Here is a 19856-nt window from a genome sequence, read left to right as displayed (position 1 = left end):
TGGTTGCGGGAGCTGGATTTGAACCAACGACCTTCGGGTTATGAGCCCGACGAGCTACCAGACTGCTCCATCCCGCGTCAAAGCTGGTGCGAAATTATACGGTTACACCTTATCCAGGTCAACCGACGCACCGGAAACGAAAGCCCCGCATGCGGGGCTTCGTATATGGTACCGAGGAGGGGACTCGAACCCCTACAGCCTATGGCCACTACCACCTCAAGGTAGCGTGTCTACCAATTCCACCACCTCGGCAAAAACCTTTGCCTTACTTCTGCTCAGGAGCTGCCGGCACGTCACCGTTGCCAGCTGCCGGGGCTTGTTGCTGCCCCTGGGTCGCCGGCACGTCGGAGGTTGCCGGGACCTTCTCCTGCTTCTGCTCCATCACTGCCGGATCAGGAAGTCCGATGTGACGTATCATATCAGCTTTTTCTTTAGCGAAATACGCTAAACCCAAGCTGGTAATGAAAAAAACTGCAGCCAGTACAGCAGTAAAACGACTGAGGAAGGTCGCGGAGCCCTGGCTACCGAAAACGGTACCCGAGGCACCGGCGCCAAAGGAAGCACCGGCATCCGCACCCTTGCCATGCTGAAGCAGGACCAGTACAACCAGACCCAGCGCCATCAGCAGGTGAATCACGATTACAACTGTTTCCAGCATCTTCAGCTTCCCGCGGCGCGACAGATCGCACCGAACTCATCCGCATTCAGGGAGGCACCACCAATCAGCCCCCCATCGATGTCCGGCATGCCGAACAGCTCGACCGCATTCGCCGCCTTGACGCTACCGCCATACAGCAGGCGAACCCCGCGGGCGACCTCGGCATTTTCCGCCGCCAATTGCGCACGGATGGCCGCATGTACTTCCTGAGCCTGCTCGGGCGAAGCGGTCAGCCCCGTCCCGATGGCCCACACGGGCTCGTAAGCCACTACGGCGCGGGAGAAAGCCCCGACGCCCAAATCCTCTATCACCGAACCCAGCTGGCGCCCCACGACCTCGAGGGTCTTGCCGGCTTCGCGCTGCTCGCGGGTCTCACCCACGCACAACACCGGAACCAGGCCACAGGATTGCGCCGCCGCGAACTTGCGACCGATGACCTCGTCGCTTTCGCCCAGAACCTGGCGGCGCTCGGAGTGCCCCACCAGAACCAGGGAACAACCGGCATCGACCAGCTGGCTGGCTGCAACCTCACCCGTGAGGGCACCTTGCATCGGCTCGACTGCGCAATTCTGCGCACCAACCGCAACCGACTTGCCATCCAGCCCTTGCAGGACCTGGTTGATGTACAGACAGGGCGGCAGAACCGCCACGTCGACACCTGTAGGCAGAGCCAGTTGTCGCAAGCCTTTGATCAGCTCCGCAACACTGGAGCGGGTACCGTGCATTTTCCAGTTCCCGGCCACTAAGGGTCGACGCATGCTGTACCTCGCTGAGCAAAGTGGGCGCAGATGTTACTCGACAAAAAGCAGACTGACAAGAGAAATCAAGCACATACCTCGGTAACGACCTTCGCCAGCTGTTCGGCGTAGGCACGCACCCTGCTCTCTTCGTCGCCCTCGACCATAACCCGCACCAGCGGCTCGGTGCCGGACTTGCGCAACAGCACGCGGCCGCGGCCGGCCATGCTTTCGGTGACGCGCGCGCAGGCTTCCTTGACCGCCGGATGCTCGATGGGATCGACGTCCTTGCCCTGGTAGCGCACGTTGATCAGCACCTGCGGGAACTTGCGGATGCCCTGGCGCGCCTCGGCCAGGGTCTGGCCGCGGCTCTTCAGCGCCATCAGCACCTGCAGCGCGGCGATGATGGCATCCCCGGTGGTGGTGTGCTGGGCGCAGACCACGTGGCCGGAGTTCTCGCCACCCAGTTGCCAGCCGCGCCCCAGCATTTCCGCCATCACGTAGCGGTCACCGACCTTGGCGCGGGTGAAGGGGATCTGCAGGTCGGCCAGGGCCAGCTCCAGGCCCAGGTTGCTCATCAGCGTGCCGACCACGCCGCCCTGCAGGCGGTTGCGCTCCTGCATGTCGCGGGCGATCAGGAAGAGGATCTCGTCGCCGTCCACCACCGCGCCGGTGTGGTCGACCATCATCACGCGGTCGCCGTCGCCGTCGAAGGCGATGCCCATGTCGGCCTGCTCGGCGATGACCGCCGCCTGCACCGCGGCGACGTGGGTGGAACCGCAGTTGTCGTTGATGTTCAGGCCGTTGGGCTGCACGCCGATCACCGAGACCTGGGCACCCAGCTCGCGGAACACACTGGGCGCGACCTTGTAGGTGGCGCCGTGGGCGCAGTCGACGACCAGGCGCAGGCCGGAGAAGTCGGTGCTGGTGGGCACGCTGCTCTTGCAGAACTCGATGTAGCGGCCGGCGGCGTCGTTGATCCGCGAGACCTTGCCCAGGCGCGCGGAATCCACCACGGTCATGGGGGTGTCGATGAGCTCCTCGATCATCAGTTCGACTTCGTCCGGCAGCTTGGTGCCCTGGCCGGAGAAGAACTTGATGCCGTTGTCGTCGTGGGGGTTGTGCGAGGCGCTGATGACGATGCCCGCCTCGGCGTGGAAGGTGCGCGTCAGGTAGGCGATGCCCGGGGTCGGCATGGGGCCGAGCAGCATCACGTCGGCGCCGGCGGCCGACAGGCCGGCCTCCAGGGCCGATTCGAACATGTAGCCGGAAATCCGTGTGTCCTTGCCCACCAGCACGCGGCACTTGCCCTGCTGGCGGAAGGCCATGCCCACCGCCCAGCCCAGCTTGAGCACGAAGTCCGGCGTGATCGGCGGCGTGCCGACGCGGCCACGGATGCCATCGGTACCGAAATATTTCCTGCTCATGCTGTCTGTCCTTCTTCCTTAGCTTGTTCCACCGCATCGATCATGCGGACCACATCCACCGTTTCGGCGACGTCGTGCACGCGGATGATCCGCGCACCCTTGGCCACGGCCAGCGCCGCCAGCGCCAGGCTGCCATACAGGCGGTCACCGACCTCGCGCCCCAGGGCGCGGCCGATCATGCTCTTGCGCGACACTCCGACCAGCAGCGGGCAGCCCAGTTCCAGCAGACGCTCCATGCGCTGGAACAACACCAGGTTGTGCACCTGGGTCTTGGCGAAGCCGAAGCCGGGGTCGAGCACCAGGCGCTCGCGCGCGATCCCCGCCGCCTCGCAGGCAGCGATGCGTTCGGCGAGGAAATCATGCACCTCGGCCAGGATGTCGGGGTAGCGCGGGTCATTCTGCATGGTGCTCGGCTCGCCGCGCATGTGCATCAGGCACACGGCCAGGCCGGCATCCACCGCGGCATCCAGTGCGCCGTCGCGCTGCAGCGAGCGCACGTCGTTGATCAGCCCGGCGCCCAGGCGCGCGGTCTCGCGCATCACGGCGGGCGTCGAGGTATCGACGGAAATCACCACGTCCAGTTCGCGGGCGATGGCTTCCACCACCGGCGCCACGCGCTCCAGTTCCTCGGTCGGCGACACCAGGCGCGCCCCCGGGCGGGTCGACTCGCCGCCCACGTCGATCAGGCTGGCGCCGGCCTCGACCATCTCGGCGGCATGGCGCAACGCGACGTCGCGCTGGCTGAAGCGGCCGCCATCGGAGAAGGAGTCCGGGGTGACGTTGAGGATACCCATGACATGGGTACGCCCTAAATCAAGAACCCGGTTGCCGCAAGGCAACCGGGTCGGGTACAGCTCGAAACTCATCTAGTGCTCTCAGTGCTCGCCGGCGGGGCCCCCGATGGGGTTTTCCTTGCGGCCACCCTCGTCGCGGCTGGCGCTCGCCGAACCGGAGGAACCGGAACCGCCGCCCTGCCAGTCGCGCGGCTCACGCGGCACGCGGCCGGCCATGATGTCCTCGATCTGGTCGGCGTCGATGGTTTCGTACTTCATCAGCGCGTCGGCCATCATGTCCAGCTTGTCGCGGTTCTCGTCCAGCAGGCGCTTGGCGGTGCCGTAGCAGTCGTCGATGATGCGCCGCACTTCCTGGTCGATCAGCTTCGCGGTCTCGCCGGAGACGTTGGCATGCTGGCTGCCGGCGCTGCGGCCGAGGAACACCTCGCCCTCCTCTTCGGCGTACATCAGCGGGCCGAGCTTCTCGGACAGGCCCCACTTGGTGACCATGTTCCGCGCCAGCTGGGTGGCACGCATGATGTCGTTGGAGGCGCCGGTGGTGACGCCTTCGAAACCGAGGGTCATCTCTTCCGCGATACGGCCGCCGAACAGCGAGCAGATCTGGCTTTCCAGGGCGCGCTTGGACAGGCTGTAGCGGTCCTCCTCAGGGAGGAACATGGTCACGCCCAGGGCGCGGCCGCGGGGGATGATGGAGACCTTGTAGACCGGGTCGTGCTCCGGCACCAGGCGGCCGACGATGGCGTGGCCGGCCTCGTGGAAGGCGGTGTTCTTCTTCTCTTTCTCGGACATGACCATGGTCTTGCGCTCGGCGCCCATCATGATCTTGTCCTTGGCCAGCTCGAACTCGCGCATGTCGACGATGCGCTTGTTGGAACGGGCGGCGAACAGCGAGGCCTCGTTGACCAGGTTGGCCAGGTCGGCGCCGGAGAAGCCCGGGGTACCGCGGGCGATCACCGCGGCGTCGACGTTGTCGCCCAGCGGGACCTTGCGCATGTGCACCTTGAGGATCTGCTCGCGGCCGCGGATGTCCGGCAGGCCGACCACCACCTGGCGGTCGAAGCGGCCCGGGCGCAGCAGCGCCGGGTCGAGCACGTCCGGACGGTTGGTCGCGGCGATGACGATGATGCCGTCGTTCATCTCGAAGCCGTCCATCTCCACCAGCAGCTGGTTGAGGGTCTGCTCGCGCTCGTCGTGACCGCCGCCCAGGCCGGCGCCACGATGGCGGCCGACAGCGTCGATCTCGTCGATGAAGATGATGCAGGGTGCGTGTTTCTTGGCCTGGTCGAACATGTCACGCACGCGGGAGGCGCCCACGCCGACGAACATCTCGACGAAGTCGGAACCGGAGATGGTGAAGAACGGCACCTTGGCCTCGCCGGCGATGGCCTTGGCGAGCAGGGTCTTGCCGGTACCGGGCGGGCCGACCATCAGCACGCCACGCGGGATACGGCCGCCCAGGCGCTGGAACTTGCCCGGATCGCGGAGGAACTCGACCAGCTCGCTGACCTCTTCCTTGGCCTCGTCGCAGCCGGCGACGTCAGCGAAGGTGGTCTTGACCTGGTCTTCGGACAGCAGGCGCGCCTTGCTCTTGCCGAAGCTCATCGGGCCACCGCGGCCACCGCCGCCGCCCTGCATCTGGCGCATGAAGAACATGAACACGGCAATGATCACCAGGATCGGGAAGCTCGCCACCAGCAGTTGCGTCCAGATGCTCTGCTGCTCGGGCTGCTTGCCCTCGATGACCACGTTGTTGTTGACCAGGTCGCCGATCAGGCCGTTGTCCTGGATCGCCGGGCGGACGGTCTTGAAGGTATCCCCGTCCTGGCGCTTGCCAGTGATCACGTAGCCGTCGACGGTAACCCGCTCGACCTTGCCTTCCTTCACCTGCTGGATGAAGTCCGAATAGTTGAGCGTCTGCGGCTCGCTCGGACTGGAGAAGTTGTTCATCACGGTGACCAGCACCGCCGCGATGATCAACCACAGGATCAGGTTCTTTGCCATGTCGTTCAATTGATTACCCTCTGAAGCCGGCTCCGCCCTGGAAACCGCTTCACACGACGGCCAGACTCCTTCCGGCCAAATTACTACACAACCCCTAGCGACGTAGGAGGCGTCTGTAACCCTTTATGAACCCCGGCGCAAGCCGGTACAAGCCCTACTTGCGTGGAGTGGACGGGCAGACGGCCCATTCGTCGCAGTCTAGGCTCCGCGGAAGCCCCGCGCGAGCAGATATTGCTCGCGGGAACGGTCGCGGGAGGACAGCGGCTTGCGCATCTGCACCTTCTCGAAATTCTCGCGGACCATCTTCAGGTAAGCGTCGAAGCCCTCGCCCTGGAAGATCTTGATCAGGAAATCGCCACCCGGGCGCAACACCCGGGTGCACAGGTCCAGCGCCAGCTCGCAGAGGAACATGGCCCGGGGCATGTCCACGGCGGGCAGTCCACTCATATTGGGGGCCATATCGGAAATCACAAGGTCCACCGGATTTTCGCCGATGGCCTGGAGCAGTTGGGCGAACACCGCATCCTCGGTGAAGTCGCCCTGGATGAAGGTGACGTCCGGGATGCTGTCCATCGGCAGGATGTCCGAGGCGATCAGCGTGCCCTTGTCGCCGATCACCCGGCTGGTGACCTGCGACCAGCCGCCCGGCGCGGCGCCGAGGTCGACCACGGTCATGCCCGGGCGCAGGATGCGATCCTTCTCCTGGATCTCCAGCAGCTTGTAGCTGGCGCGCGAGCGGTAGCCGTCGCGTTGCGCCATCTTCACGTAAGGATCGTCGAAGTGTTCTTTCAGCCAGCGATGGCTAGTCTTGGAACGGGCCACGTATTACCTCGTCTGAGCGGCACCCGGTCGAACCGTAATTCGGGTAAGATATCCGCCTTTTTTCCCCAGGGGTCTGATTATGGCGCTCACTCAGGAGCAGAAGAAACAGTTCAAATCTATCGGCCACCACCTGAAGCCTGTATTGACCGTTGCCGAAAACGGCCTTACCGAAGGCGTCATGGCCGAGCTTGAGCGTGCGCTCAACGATCACGAACTGATCAAGGTACAGTTCCGCATCACCGAGCGCGACGACCGCCGCGCGCTGATCGACGAACTGTGCAGCAACGGCAGCTGCGAGCTGGTCCAGGCCATCGGCAAGATGGCCCTGGTCTACCGCCGCAATCCCAAGCCGAACCGCAACCTGTCGAACGTCAGCCGCTACAGCGGCCTGTGACAGTGCAGGCCGGGCGCCCAGGCGCCCTGGCCAAGGCCCCGCCGGCCGGCGCTCAGCGCGCCGCGTCCCGCCCCGGCACCGGTTGCAGCACCAGCAGCACGCCGCACAGGGCCAGCACCAGGTAGTTGAACAGCAGCCAGCGCTGGGCATCCGGCGCCAACTGGTTCACCACCAGGTAGCTCGCCACCATCGCCAGCACGGTCAGCAGCAGCTGCCCGCGCATCTCGCGCCAGAGGCTGCCCAGGCCCTGCGCCGTCACCAGCACCAGCGCCTGCAGCAGCGCGCAGAAACCGGCGAAGCCGACCAGCAGCGGCGTCAGCGCATCGGCCACCGACTGCACCAGCAGCGGCGCCAGGCCGACCTTCTGCAGTGCCGGCAGGACCACGAAACGCAACAGCCAGAGGCCGCCGACCCAGAAGGTCTGGGCCAGCAACCAGCTGGCTGCGGCGGCTTTCAGCGGACGCGACTCAGGCGTGGCGGACTTCAACGATCTCGTACTCGACGTCGCCGCCCGGGGTCCTGACCAGCACCGCGTCGCCCTCGGTCTTGCCGATCAGCGCACGGGCGATCGGCGAGTTGACCGAGATCTTGCTGCGCTTGATGTCGGCCTCGTCGTCGCCGACGATCTGGTAGGTCACGGTCTCGTCGGTCTCGACGTTGGCGATGTCCACGGTGGTCCCGAAGATCACCTTCCCGGTATGCGGGATGGTGGTCACGTCGATGATCTGCGCGTTGGACAGCTTGGCCTCGATGTCGCGGATGCGCGCCTCGGACATGCCCTGCTGCTCGCGGGCCGCGTGGTACTCGGCGTTCTCCTTGAGGTCGCCCAGCTCACGCGCCTCGGCGATGGCCTGGGTGATCTGCGGGCGCAGAACGGTCTTCAGGTGTTTCAGTTCTTCTTCCAGGGCGCGGGCGCCCTGGACGGTCATCGGGAATTTGCTCATGCGTTGATTCCTGCATGCAGATCCTGCAGCCGGCGAACGGTCTTCTCGGGACCGAACTTGAGCGCCTCGCAGATCGCCTGCCCCGCCGCGATGGTGGTGGTGCAGTAGATCTTGTGCTGCAGGGCGTTACGACGGATCGAATAGGAGTCGGCGATCGACTGGCGACCTTCGGTGGTGTTGATGATCAGGGTGACTTCGTCGTTCTTGATCATGTCGACCACGTGCGGACGGCCTTCGGTCACCTTGTTCACCCGGCGGACCGGCAGGCCGGCCGCTTCGATCACCTTGGCGGTACCGGCGGTGGCGACCACCTCGAAGCCCAGCGCGACCAGGTCACGGGCGACCTGGACGGCCTGCGGCTTGTCGTCCTCGCGGACGCTGATGAAGGCGCAACCGGCGTTCGGCAGGATTTCGCTGGCGCCCAGCTGGGCCTTGGCGAAAGCCTCGCCGAAGCTGTCGCCCACGCCCATGACCTCGCCGGTGGACTTCATTTCCGGGCCGAGGATGGGGTCGACGCCAGGGAACTTGGCGAACGGGAACACCGCTTCCTTGACGCTATAGTACGGCGGGATCACCTCTTCGGTGAAGCCGACTTCGGCAAGGCTCTTGCCGGCCATGACGCGGGCCGCGATCTTGGCCAGGGACTCGCCGATGCACTTGGAGACGAACGGCACGGTACGCGAGGCGCGCGGGTTCACCTCGATGACGTAGATGTCTTCGCCCTGTACGGCCATCTGCACGTTCATCAGGCCGACCACGCCCAGCTCCAGGGCCATTTTCTTGACCTGCTCGCGGATCTCGTCCTGGATGTGCTTGGGCAGCGAGTACGGCGGCAGCGAGCACGCGGAGTCACCGGAGTGCACGCCGGCCTGCTCGATGTGCTGCATGATGGCGCCGATCACCACGTTCTCGCCGTCGCAGACCGCGTCGATGTCGACTTCGATGGCGCAGTTCAGGAAGCGGTCCAGCAGCACCGGGCTGTCGTTGGAGACCTTCACCGCCTCGCGCATGTAGCGCTTGAGCTCTTCTTCCTGGTAGACGATTTCCATCGCCCGGCCGCCCAGCACGTAGGACGGGCGCACCACCATCGGGTAGCCGATGTTCTTCGACAGGCTCAGGGCCTCGTCTTCGCTGCGCGCGGTGGCGTTGGCCGGCTGGCGCAGGTTCAGGCGCTGGACCATCTGCTGGAAGCGCTCGCGGTCCTCGGCGCGGTCGATGGCGTCGGGGCTGGTGCCGATGATCGGCACGCCGGCTTCTTCCAGGGCGCGGCAGAGTTTCAGCGGGGTCTGGCCGCCGTACTGGACGATCACGCCCTTGGGCTGCTCGACGCGGACGATCTCCAGCACGTCTTCCAGGGTCACCGGCTCGAAGTACAGGCGGTCGGAAGTGTCGTAGTCGGTGGAGACGGTCTCCGGGTTGCAGTTGACCATGATGGTCTCGTAGCCGTCTTCGCGCATCGCCAGCGCGGCGTGCACGCAGCAGTAGTCGAACTCGATGCCCTGGCCGATGCGGTTCGGACCGCCGCCCAGGATCATGATCTTGTCGCGGCCGGACGGGTTGGCCTCGCACTCTTCCTCGTAGGTCGAGTACATGTAGGCGGTGTCGGTGGCGAATTCGGCGGCGCAGGTGTCCACGCGCTTGTAGACCGGCAGCACCTTCAGCTTGTGGCGGTGGTTGCGCAGGTTCTTCTCGGTCACGCCGAGCAGCTTGGCCAGGCGCGCGTCGGAGAAGCCCTTGCGCTTGAGCTTGCGCATCAGGTCGGCGTCGATGCCGGACAGGCCGAGGGTCTTGACCTTCTCTTCTTCCTTGATCAGGTCCTCGATCTGCACCAGGAACCACTCGTCGATCTTGGTCAGGGCGAAGACTTCTTCGATGCTCTTGCCGGCGCGGAAGGCGTCGGCCACGTACCAGATGCGCTCGGCGCCCGGCACGGTCAGCTCGCGGCGCAGGATGCCCTCGGCTTCCGGGTCGGCCAGGTCGAGCTTCGGATCGAAGCCGGCAACGCCCACTTCCAGGCCGCGCAGGGCTTTCTGCACCGACTCCTGGAAGGTACGGCCGATGGCCATGACCTCGCCCACGGACTTCATCTGGGTGGTCAGGCGGGCGTCGGCTTTCGGGAACTTCTCGAAGGCGAAGCGCGGCACCTTGGTCACGACGTAGTCGATGGCCGGCTCGAAGGAGGCCGGGGTACGGCCGCCGGTGATGTCGTTCTGCAGCTCGTCGAGGGTGTAGCCGACGGCCAGCTTGGCGGCGATCTTGGCGATCGGGAAGCCGGTGGCCTTGGAGGCCAGGGCCGAGGAGCGCGACACCCGCGGGTTCATCTCGATCACGACCATGCGCCCGGTGTCCGGGCAGATGCCGAACTGCACGTTGGAACCGCCGGTCTCCACGCCGATCTCGCGCAGCACCGCCAGGGAGGCGTTGCGCATGATCTGGTATTCCTTGTCGGTCAGGGTCTGCGCCGGGGCCACGGTGATGGAGTCACCGGTGTGCACGCCCATGGGGTCGAAGTTCTCGATGGAGCAGACGATGATGCAGTTGTCCTTCTTGTCGCGGACAACCTCCATCTCGTATTCCTTCCAGCCGATCAGCGATTCGTCGATCAGCAGTTCGTTGGTCGGCGACAGGTCCAGGCCGCGGGCGCAGATCTCCTCGAATTCCTCGCGGTTGTAGGCGATGCCGCCACCAGTGCCGCCCATGGTGAAGGATGGACGGATGATACAGGGGAAGCCGACCTGCTCCAGCACGCCGTAGGCTTCTTCCATGCTGTGGGCGATGCCCGAGCGCGGGCAGGCCAGGCCGATGGCCTTCATGGCCTTGTCGAAGCGCGAACGGTCCTCGGCCTTGTCGATGGTGTCGGCGTTGGCGCCGATCATCTCGACGCCGAACTTCTCCAGCACGCCGTGGCGTTCCAGATCCAGCGCGCAGTTCAGCGCGGTCTGGCCGCCCATGGTCGGCAGCAGCGCGTCGGGGCGCTCCTTCTCGATGATCTTGGCCACGGTCTGCCACTTGATCGGCTCGATGTAGGTGGCGTCGGCCATGGCCGGGTCGGTCATGATGGTGGCCGGGTTGGAGTTCACCAGGATGACGCGGAAGCCTTCTTCCTTCAGGGCCTTGCAGGCCTGTGCGCCGGAGTAGTCGAACTCGCACGCCTGGCCGATGACGATGGGGCCGGCACCGAGGATCAGGATGCTCTTGATGTCTGTACGCTTGGGCATGGGACTCTCGTTGCAATATTCAGGAAAGGGTTGCGCTGGCCAGCTTCACGCCGAAGCCGACGAACAGGGCGCCGACGCCACTCGAGGCGCCGGCCGCCAGCCGCTGCCGGCGGCGGAACCAGGCCGCCAGGCGCACACCGGAAAAGATCAGGAAGCTGAGGTAGAGGGCGCTGATGACCTCGAGGATCGTGCCCAGCACCAGGAACGACACGCCGGGGTAGGCATAGCCGGGGTCGACGAACTGGATGAAGAAGGACACGAAGAAGAGGATCGCCTTGGGGTTGGACAGGCTCAGCAGCAGCGCCTTGCGGAACGGCTGGGCGACGTCCACGTCCTTCACCGGGGCGGCCTGTTCCAGCGGCTGGCGCAGCTTCTGCAAGCCGCCGCGGAGCATGCCCAGGCCCAGGTAGAACAGGTAGGCGGCGCCGGCGTACTTCAGGCCGAGGAACAGCATCGGCTCGGCCTTGAGCAGCGAGGCGATGCCCAGCGCCGACAGCAGCATCAGGATGGCATCGCCCAGGAACACCGCGCTGGCCGCCCGGTAGCCGCCGGCGACGCCACGCTGGGCGGCGGTGGCCAGCACGAACAGTGAGTTCGGGCCCGGCAGCAGGACGATGAACAGCGTACCCAGGACGTAGGTCCAGAGGTCGGTGATTCCCAGGGTCGGCATCATCTTCGCTTACCTCTTCGCAGATCTCAGCGACGCTCGGCCATGGCCGAGATGAAACGGTCGAACAGCGGCGCCACGTCGTGCGGGCCGGGGCTGGCTTCCGGGTGGCCCTGGAAGCTGAAGGCCACCTTGTCGGTGCGCTCGATGCCCTGCAGGGTACCGTCGAACAGCGACTTGTGGGTGGCGCGCAGGTTGCCCGGCAGGGTTTCCTCGTCCACCGCGAAGCCGTGGTTCTGGCTGGTGATCATCACCACGCCGGAATCCAGGTCCTGCACCGGGTGGTTGGCACCGTGGTGGCCGTGGCCCATCTTCAGGGTCCTGGCGCCCGAGGCCAGGGCCAGCAACTGGTGGCCGAGGCAGATGCCGAACACCGGGATCTCGGTGTCGAGGAACTCGCGGATGGCCTGGATGGCGTAGTCGCACGGCTCGGGGTCGCCGGGGCCGTTGGAGAGGAAGATGCCGTCCGGGTTCAGCGCCAGCACTTCGCTGGCCGGGGTCTGCGCCGGCACCACGGTCAGGCGGCAGCCGCGGGCGACCAGCATGCGCAGGATGTTCAGCTTGACGCCGAAGTCGTAGGCGACCACGTGGTAGGGCAGCTCGGCGGCGGGAATTTCCGGGTGGCTGTCGGTTTCCAGGTTCCACACGCTGGAGCGCCACTCGTAGCGCTCGGTAGAGGACACCACCTTGGCCAGGTCCATGCCTTTCAGGCCGGGGAAGGAGCGCGCCAGTTCCAGCGCCTTTTCCTCGGTGGCGTCGTCGCCGGCCAGGATACAGCCGTTCTGCGAGCCCTTCTCGCGCAGGATGCGCGTCAGGCGGCGGGTATCGATGCCGGCGATGGCGACGGTACCGTTCTCTTTCAGGTAGTCCGGCAGGGACTGCTTGTCGCGCCAGCTGCTGGCCAGCAGCGGCAGGTCGCGGATGATCAGGCCGGCGGCCCAGACCTTGTTCGACTCGGCGTCTTCCGGGGTGGTCCCGGTGTTGCCGATGTGCGGGTAGGTCAGGGTGACGATCTGTTGGGCATAGGAAGGATCGGTAAGGATTTCCTGGTAGCCGGTCATGGCGGTGTTGAACACCACCTCTCCGACGGTCTGGCCGTCGGCACCGATGGCTTCACCGCGAAAAATGCTGCCGTCGGCAAGTGCAAGTATGGCTGGCTTAGTCAAGAAGACCTCCCGTGAATCAAGCCTGGCTGGGCGTGCGCAGGTTGTAAAAAAGCGGGATGACATCTAGAAGAGGTCATCCCGCTTTTTGTATGGTTCATGCTGCGCTGCTTTTAGTGGACACACTAAATCTGTAGTTTACAGAAACGCGACATATTGGTCCACCTTATGCACGACGTATGGCGCTACCACCGGGTCGGTTCGGACCCCCGCCATGCCGACGCGCAGCATTTCGCCGGCCGGCTCTCAGCGCAGGCCGAGCACGTCCTGCATGTCGTACAGGCCGCTGCCCTGCCCTTCCAGCCACAGCGCCGCGCGCACCGCGCCACGGGCGAAGGTCATGCGGCTGGAGGCCTTGTGGGTGATTTCCACGCGCTCGCCCTCGGCGGCGAACAGCACGGTGTGGTCGCCCACCACGTCGCCGGCGCGCACGGTGGCGAAGCCGATGGTCTCGCGCTCGCGCGCGCCGGTCTGGCCCTCGCGACCGTAGACCGCCACCTTCTCCAAGTCACGCCCCAGGGCATTGGCCACCACCTCGCCCATGCGCAGGGCGGTTCCGGACGGCGCGTCGACCTTGTGCCGGTGGTGGGCCTCGATGATCTCGATGTCCACTTCGTCGCCCAGCACGCGGGCGGCGGTGTCCAACAGCTTCAGGCAGAGATTGACGCCGACGCTGTAGTTGGCGGCGAAGACGATCGGGATGTCCTTCGCGGCCTCGGCCAGCAGGGCCTTCTCTTCCACGGAGAAACCGGTGGTGCCGATGACCATGGCCTTGCCGGCCTTGCGGCAGACTTCCAGGTTCTTCAGCGTCACGGTGGGGTGGGTGAAGTCGATCAGCACGTCGAACTCGTCGACCACCTTCGCCAGGTCGCCCGACAGCGGCACGCCGATGCGGCCCAGGCCGGCCAGCTCACCGGCGTCGGCGCCCACCAGGGTGCTGTCGGGACGATCGATGGCGGCGGTCAGGCCGGCACTGCCGTTGGTCTGCTGCACCGCCTCGATCAGGTTCTTGCCCATGCGCCCGGCGGCGCCCATTACGGCTATACGTCGCATAAAAACAGCTCCAGGCTGCAGGCTACAGGCGGCAGGCGGCAGCTCCTGAAGCCTGCCGCCTCCCGCCTGCCGCCGTGGTTAGAGATCGTCGAAGAAGCGCTTCATGCCTTCGAACCAGCCACTGGCGCGGGGCGAGTGGGAGGTGTCGCCCTGCAGGCTGCTGCGGAACTCCTCGAGCAGTTCGCGCTGGCGCTTGTCCAGGTTCACCGGGGTCTCGACCACCACGCGGCACATCAGGTCGCCGGCACCGCCGCCGCGCACCGGGGCCACGCCCTTGCCGCGCAGGCGGAACAGCTTGCCGGTCTGGGTGCCCTCGGGGATCTTCAGCTTCACCCGGCCATCCAGGGTCGGCACTTCCAGCTCACCGCCCAGGGCGGCATCGGCGAAGCTGATCGGCACTTCGCAGTACAGGTGCTTGCCGTCGCGCTGGAAGATGTCGTGCTCGCGCACGTTGACCACCACGTAGAGGTCGCCCGCCGGGCCGCCATGGGCCCCGGCCTCGCCCTCGCCGGTGAGGCGGATGCGGTCGCCGGTGTCGACGCCGGCCGGTACCTTGACCGACAGCGTCTTCTGCTCTTCCACGCGGCCCTGGCCGTGGCAGGTGCCGCAGGGGTCGCTGATCATCTTGCCGCTGCCGTGGCAGCGCGGGCAGGTCTGCTGCACCGAGAAGAAGCCCTGCTGCATGCGCACCTGGCCGATGCCGCCGCAGGTGGTGCAGGTCACCGGCGAGGTGCCGGGCTTGGCGCCGCTGCCGCTGCAGGTCTTGCAGCCGACCAGGGTCGGTACGCGGATGGTCACGGTGGTGCCGCGGACCGCGTCTTCCAGATCCAGGTCGAGGGTGTAGCGCAGGTCGGCGCCGCGCTGCGGGCCGCCGCGGCCGCCCCGGCCACCGCCGCCACCACCGAAGAAGTCGCTGAAGACGTCGCCGAAGATGTCCGAGAAGCTCGCGCCGCCGAAGCCGGCCCCCGCGCCGCCGCCCATCTGCGGGTCGACACCGGCATGGCCGTACTGGTCGTAGGCCGCGCGCTTGCTGGCGTCGGACAGGATCTCGTACGCCTCGTTGGCCTCCTTGAATTTATCCTCGGCCGCCTTGTCGCCGGGATTGCGGTCCGGGTGGTACTTCATGGCGAGCCGGCGGTAGGCCTTCTTCAGGTCCGCGTCGCTGGCGCCACGCTCGACACCCAGTACCTCATAGAAATCACGTTTGGCCATAAATTCTTTGCACCTTGAAAACCTCTCCCCCAGACACGCCGACGCGGGAGCAAGCCCCCGCGTGACGTTTCATGCGCACCGACACGCTGGTCGGTGCGCCGGAGCGCAAGCTTGCACGAGGCTTACTTGTTCTCCTTGACCTCTTCGAACTCGGCGTCGACCACGTCGTCGCCGGCCTTGTGGTCAGCCTCGCCGGACTGGGCTTCGGCGCCCGGCTGCGGCTGTTCGGCGTACATCTTCTGCGCCAGCGGGGTGGACGCCTGGGACAGCGCGTTCATCTTCGCTTCGATCTCGGCCTTGTCGTCGCCCTTCACGGCGGCTTCCAGGTCGGCCAGCGCCTTCTCGATGGCAGCCTTCTCCTCGGCGGTGGCCTTGTCGCCAGCCTCGGTGACCATCTTGCGGGTCGCGTGGACCAGCGCGTCACCCTGGTTGCGGGCGGCGGCCAGCTCCTCGAACTTGCGGTCTTCCTCGGCGTTGGCCTCGGCGTCACGCACCATCTGCTGGATCTCGTCCTCGGACAGGCCCGAAGAGGCCTTGATCACGATGGACTGCTGCTTGCCGGTGGCCTTGTCCTTCGCGCCCACGTGCAGGATGCCGTTGGCGTCGATGTCGAAGGTCACTTCGATCTGCGGCACGCCGCGCGGGGCCGGCGGGATGTCGGCCAGGTCGAACTTGCCGAGGGACTTGTTCTGCGCAGCCTGCTTGCGCTCCCCCTGCAGCACGTGGATGGTCACGGCGCCCTGGTTGTCGTCGGCGGTGGAGAACACCTGGGACTTCTTGGTCGGGATGGTGGTGTTCTTGTCGATCAGCGCGGTCATCACGCCACCCAGGGTCTCGATGCCCAGGGTCAGCGGGGTGACGTCGAGCAGCAGCACGTCCTTGACGTCACCGGCCAGCACGGCGCCCTGGATGGCAGCACCCATGGCCACGGCTTCGTCCGGGTTGACGTCCTTGCGCGCTTCCTTGCCGAAGAACTCGGCGACGGTCTTCTGCACCAGCGGCATGCGGGTCTGGCCACCGACCAGGATCACCTCGTCGATCTTCGACACGTCCAGGCCGGCGTCCTTCAGGGCCACGCGGCAGGGCTCGATGGTGCGGGTCACCAGGTCTTCGACCAGGGACTCCAGCTTGGCGCGCGACACCTTGACGTTCAGGTGTTTCGGGCCGCTGGCGTCAGCGGTGATGTACGGCAGGTTGACGTCGGTCTGCTGGGTCGAGGACAGCTCGATCTTGGCCTTCTCGGCAGCTTCCTTCAGGCGCTGCATGGCCAGCGGGTCGCCCTTGAGGTCCATGCCGGTTTCTTTCTTGAACTCGTCGACGAGGTAGTCGATCAGGCGCAGGTCGAAGTCTTCGCCGCCGAGGAAGGTGTCACCGTTGGTGGCCAGCACTTCGAACTGGTGCTCGCCGTCGACTTCGGCGATCTCGATCACCGACACGTCGAAGGTACCGCCACCCAGGTCATAGACGATGATGGTGTGGTCGCCCTTGGCCTTGTCCAGGCCGTAGGCCAGCGCGGCCGCGGTCGGCTCGTTGATGATGCGCTTGACGTCCAGGCCGGCGATGCGGCCGGCGTCCTTGGTGGCCTGGCGCTGGCTGTCGTTGAAGTAGGCCGGAACGGTGATGACCGCCTCGGTGACCGGCTCGCCCAGGTAGTCCTCGGCGGTCTTCTTCATCTTCTTCAGGACTTCGGCGGAGACCTGCGGCGGGGCCATCTTCTGGCCTTTCGCTTCGACCCAGGCGTCGCCGTTGTCAGCCTTGACGATGCTGTACGGCACCATCTTGATGTCTTTCTGCACGACGTCTTCTTCGAAGCGACGGCCGATCAGGCGCTTCACCGCGTACAGGGTGTTCTTCGGGTTGGTGACCGCCTGGCGCTTGGCCGGCTGGCCGACCAGGATCTCGCCATCGTTGGCGTAGCCGATGATCGACGGGGTGGTGCGAGCGCCTTCGGCGTTCTCGATCACCTTGACGCTGCCGTTTTCCAGGATGGAGACGCAGGAGTTGGTGGTCCCCAGGTCGATACCAATGATTTTGCCCATATTCACTCTCCAGAAATTAGATTCCGTGCTGATCCCGCTGCGGACCTTGTGCTCGGTTGATTACCCAGATGGGGACCGGGTGGCGGATTTCAAGCCTTCTCGTCGATCGAAGGCGGGGTTTGCTCGGGTGCCTTGCTGACCACGACCATGGCCGGGCGCAGCAGGCGACCGTTGAGCAGGTAGCCCTTCTGGAACACCTTGACCACACTGCCGGGCTCCAGGTGCACGCTCTCCTCCATCGCCATCGCCTGATGGTGCTCGGGGTTGAACGGCTCGCCGTGGGGGTCGACCGGCTCCAGGTTGTAGCGCTTGAGGGTGTCGTGGAACATCTTGAGGGTCAGCTCGATGCCTTCGCGCATCGGCTTGATCGCCTCGTCGTCCGGGCTGGACATCTCCAGCGCGCGCTCCAGGGTGTCGACCACCGGCAGCAGGTCGCCGGAGAACTTCTCCAGGGCGAACTTGTGCGCCTTCTCCACGTCCTGCTCGGCGCGGCGACGCACGTTCTGCAGCTCGGCGGCGACGCGCAGGCTCTGGTCCTTGGCCGCGGCCAGCTGTTCCTCGAGGTCCAGCACGCGGGCGTTCAGGTCGTCGCCGGCAACCGGTTCCGGCTGCTCGTTCAGGTGCGAACCCTGAGTCTGTTGCTCGTCAGACATGCCACTCTCCTAAAAAAGAAAAAGCCTTTGAAAACAAAGCGAACCCAATGGCTCGCGGCTCTGCCGGCTATATGGGGGCCATTTGCGCGGGTTCAAGGGGGTGCGGTGAATTGCCAGCGGCAAAAAATACTGTATAAATAAACAGACCTTTTCACCGGAGCCGCCTTCCATGCTGGTTCATCTCTCCGTGCACAACTACGCCATCGTCGAGCACCTCGATCTCGAGCTCGCCGCCGGCATGACCGTGATCACCGGCGAGACCGGCGCCGGCAAGTCGATCATGCTCGACGCCCTCGGCCTGGCCCTGGGCGACCGCGCCGACAGCGGCGTGGTGCGCCCCGGCGCGGACAAGGCGGACATCCTCGCCAGCTTCGACGTCGGCGCCATCGCCGAGGCCCGCGACTGGCTCGCCGAGCGCGACCTGGAGCAGGACGGCCCGTGCATCCTGCGCCGGGTGATCACCACCGAGGGCCGCTCACGCGGCTACATCAACGGCACGCCCTGCACCCTGGGCGACCTCAAGGCCCTGGGCGAGCTGCTGATCGATATCCACAGCCAGCACGAGCACCAGTCGCTGCTCAAGGCCGACACCCACCGCCGCCTGCTCGATGAATACGCCGGCAGCCAGGACCTGGCGCGCCAGGTACAGCTGGCCGCGCAGCGCTGGAAGCAGACGCGCCACGAACTCGACCGCCTGTCGCGCAGCGGCGACGAGCAGCGCGCCCGCCACCAGTTGCTCAGCTACCAGCTGGACGAACTGGAGAACCTGGCCCTGGGCGAGAACGAACTGGAAGAGCTGGAGGCCGCGCACAAGACCCTGAGCAACGCCGGCGCCCTGCTCGGCGCCTGCCGCCAGGTGGTGGACATGTGCAGCGAAAGCGACGCCGGCAACGTGCTGTCGGTGCTGACCGCCTGCCTCAACCGCCTGACCGCCTTCCAGAGCCAGCCCGCCGCGCTGGCCGAGGCGGTCAACCTGCTGTCCAGCGCGCAGATCCAGGTGGAGGAAGCGGTGGGCGAGCTGAACCGCTTCGTCGACAACTTCGACGCCGACCCCGGCCGCCTGCAGCAACTGGAAGAACGCATGGACGCCATCTACGGCCTGGCCCGCAAGCACCGCGTGCAGCCCCACGACCTGCAGGCCCTGCAACAACGCCTGCTGGAAGAGCTGGAAGCGCTGAATGCCGACGACGAAGCCGCCGAGCGCCTGGCCGAGGAACTGGCCGCCTACCAGCGGCACTACCAGGAAAAGGCGGCGGAACTGAGCACCCTGCGCCGCCAGGCCGCCCCGCAGCTGGCCGCCTCGGTGGAAACCGAGATGCAACGCCTGGGCATGCCCGGCGGGCGCTTCGCCATCGAACTGGACGACACCCCCGCCGCCGAACCCCAGGCCAATGGCCTGGAGCAGTTGGAATTCCTGGTCAGCGCCAACCCCGGGCAGCCGCTCAAGGGCCTGGCGCGGGTGGCCTCCGGCGGCGAACTGTCGCGCATCAGCCTGGCCATCCAGGTGATCACCGCACAGACCTCGCGCGTTCCCACCCTGGTCTTCGACGAAGTCGACGTCGGCATCGGCGGCCCCACCGCGGAAGTGGTCGGCCAACTGCTGCGCCGGCTCGGCGAAGGCGGCCAGGTGCTGACCGTCACCCACCTGCCGCAGGTCGCGGCCCAGGGCCACCAGCACCTGTTCGTGCACAAGGAACGCGACAGCAGCGAAACCCGCACCGCGGTGGCCAACCTGAAGAAGGCCGAACGCATAGAAGAGATCGCCCGCATGCTCGGCGGCGTGGACATGACCAAGGAATCCCTGGCCCACGCCCGCAAGATGGTGGACCGGGCGCTGCACAGTTGACGCGCGCCTACACGGGGAATGGCTTGGCGTAGGGCGAATAACCGTTCGCGGTTATCCGCCACCGGCCAACGCACCGCTGCCCGATGAAAACGGCGGATAACGCCGTAGGCGTTATGCGCCCTACGAGGGCACGGCGTATGGGTAACCTGCAGGAGCGGATCTCATCCGCGAATCGCGCCGGAACCTCCGGCTATCGCGGATGAGATCCGCTCCTACGCGCCAATCTCA

General features: G+C 66.0%; 17 protein-coding genes and 2 tRNA genes. 2 read left to right on the top strand and 17 right to left on the bottom strand.

The window, feature by feature from the left end:
* The 8 genes from VV867_RS01520 to rlmE all read right to left on the bottom strand — a co-directional run bounded on the left by VV867_RS01520 (position 1) and on the right by rlmE (position 6439).
* Positions 1-77 (bottom strand) — tRNA-Met (locus tag VV867_RS01520).
* 89 nt (positions 78-166) lie between these two features.
* Positions 167-252: transfer RNA gene (locus VV867_RS01515), tRNA-Leu, on the bottom strand.
* 13 nt (positions 253-265) lie between these two features.
* Complete coding sequence (gene secG / locus VV867_RS01510; protein ID WP_074981335.1) at positions 266-658, bottom strand: preprotein translocase subunit SecG; 393 nt, start codon at positions 656-658, stop codon at positions 266-268.
* Between the two features lie 2 nt (positions 659-660).
* Positions 661-1416, bottom strand: coding sequence for a triose-phosphate isomerase (gene tpiA, locus VV867_RS01505; protein ID WP_109934566.1), 756 nt, complete (start codon positions 1414-1416; stop codon positions 661-663).
* Between the two features lie 65 nt (positions 1417-1481).
* Complete coding sequence (gene glmM / locus VV867_RS01500) at positions 1482-2822, bottom strand: phosphoglucosamine mutase (protein ID WP_109934565.1); 1341 nt, start codon at positions 2820-2822, stop codon at positions 1482-1484.
* Positions 2819-3688: a dihydropteroate synthase gene (folP, locus tag VV867_RS01495; protein ID WP_328565455.1), complete on the bottom strand. Its 870-nt coding sequence runs from the start codon at positions 3686-3688 to the stop codon at positions 2819-2821. The genes glmM and folP overlap by 4 nt, the downstream gene beginning before the upstream one ends.
* 9 nt (positions 3689-3697) lie before the next feature.
* Positions 3698-5617: an ATP-dependent zinc metalloprotease FtsH gene (gene ftsH / locus VV867_RS01490; protein WP_275630412.1), complete on the bottom strand. Its 1920-nt coding sequence runs from the start codon at positions 5615-5617 to the stop codon at positions 3698-3700.
* 198 nt (positions 5618-5815) lie between these two features.
* A complete protein-coding gene (gene rlmE / locus VV867_RS01485; RefSeq protein WP_089390230.1) occupies positions 5816-6439 on the bottom strand; it encodes a 23S rRNA (uridine(2552)-2'-O)-methyltransferase RlmE in 624 nt (207 codons plus the stop codon).
* Positions 6440-6518: 79 nt separating this feature from the next.
* Here rlmE and VV867_RS01480 point away from each other — a divergent pair, with 79 nt between their 5' ends.
* Entirely contained in the window at positions 6519-6833 is a 315-nt protein-coding gene (locus VV867_RS01480) for a YhbY family RNA-binding protein (RefSeq protein WP_109934562.1), read from the top strand.
* A gap of 52 nt (positions 6834-6885) precedes the next feature.
* Here the strand turns inward: VV867_RS01480 and VV867_RS01475 are convergent, their stop codons facing one another.
* From VV867_RS01475 to grpE, 9 genes are all read right to left on the bottom strand, one after another.
* A complete protein-coding gene (locus VV867_RS01475; protein WP_109934692.1) occupies positions 6886-7290 on the bottom strand; it encodes a DUF4149 domain-containing protein in 405 nt (134 codons plus the stop codon).
* Between the two features lie 10 nt (positions 7291-7300).
* Positions 7301-7777, bottom strand: a complete 477-nt coding sequence (greA, locus tag VV867_RS01470) for a transcription elongation factor GreA (RefSeq protein WP_089390228.1) — start codon at positions 7775-7777, stop codon at positions 7301-7303.
* On the bottom strand, positions 7774-10995 hold the full coding sequence (gene carB / locus VV867_RS01465) for a carbamoyl-phosphate synthase large subunit (RefSeq protein WP_109934561.1): 3222 nt from the start codon (positions 10993-10995) through the stop codon (positions 7774-7776). The genes greA and carB overlap by 4 nt, the downstream gene beginning before the upstream one ends.
* A 19-nt stretch (positions 10996-11014) precedes the next feature.
* A complete protein-coding gene (leuE, locus tag VV867_RS01460) occupies positions 11015-11665 on the bottom strand; it encodes a leucine efflux protein LeuE (protein WP_109934691.1) in 651 nt (216 codons plus the stop codon).
* A 26-nt stretch (positions 11666-11691) separates the two neighbouring features.
* A complete protein-coding gene (gene carA, locus VV867_RS01455) occupies positions 11692-12828 on the bottom strand; it encodes a glutamine-hydrolyzing carbamoyl-phosphate synthase small subunit (protein ID WP_275628573.1) in 1137 nt (378 codons plus the stop codon).
* 243 nt (positions 12829-13071) lie between these two features.
* The gene (gene dapB, locus VV867_RS01450) at positions 13072-13878 is read right to left on the bottom strand and encodes a 4-hydroxy-tetrahydrodipicolinate reductase (protein WP_009613065.1); all 807 of its coding nucleotides are present in this window, start codon (positions 13876-13878) and stop codon (positions 13072-13074) included.
* A gap of 78 nt (positions 13879-13956) precedes the next feature.
* Complete coding sequence (gene dnaJ, locus VV867_RS01445) at positions 13957-15090, bottom strand: molecular chaperone DnaJ (protein WP_089390224.1); 1134 nt, start codon at positions 15088-15090, stop codon at positions 13957-13959.
* A gap of 122 nt (positions 15091-15212) precedes the next feature.
* Positions 15213-17129 carry a molecular chaperone DnaK gene (gene dnaK / locus VV867_RS01440; protein WP_109934559.1) on the bottom strand — a complete coding sequence of 639 codons (1917 nt, stop codon included), beginning with the start codon at positions 17127-17129 and terminating at the stop codon, positions 15213-15215.
* A gap of 89 nt (positions 17130-17218) precedes the next feature.
* Positions 17219-17782, bottom strand: coding sequence for a nucleotide exchange factor GrpE (grpE, locus tag VV867_RS01435; protein ID WP_109934558.1), 564 nt, complete (start codon positions 17780-17782; stop codon positions 17219-17221).
* Between the two features lie 169 nt (positions 17783-17951).
* Between grpE and recN the strand changes: the two genes are divergently transcribed.
* The gene (recN, locus tag VV867_RS01430; protein ID WP_328565454.1) at positions 17952-19628 is read left to right on the top strand and encodes a DNA repair protein RecN; all 1677 of its coding nucleotides are present in this window, start codon (positions 17952-17954) and stop codon (positions 19626-19628) included.
* The last annotated feature ends 228 nt before the right edge of the window (positions 19629-19856 follow it).

Source organism: Pseudomonas sp. JH-2 (genome assembly GCF_036231725.1).
Classification (GTDB): domain Bacteria; phylum Pseudomonadota; class Gammaproteobacteria; order Pseudomonadales; family Pseudomonadaceae; genus Pseudomonas; species Pseudomonas delhiensis.
Note: the sequence above shows the minus strand (reverse complement) of the source record. Positions and strands in the feature narration are given on the sequence as shown.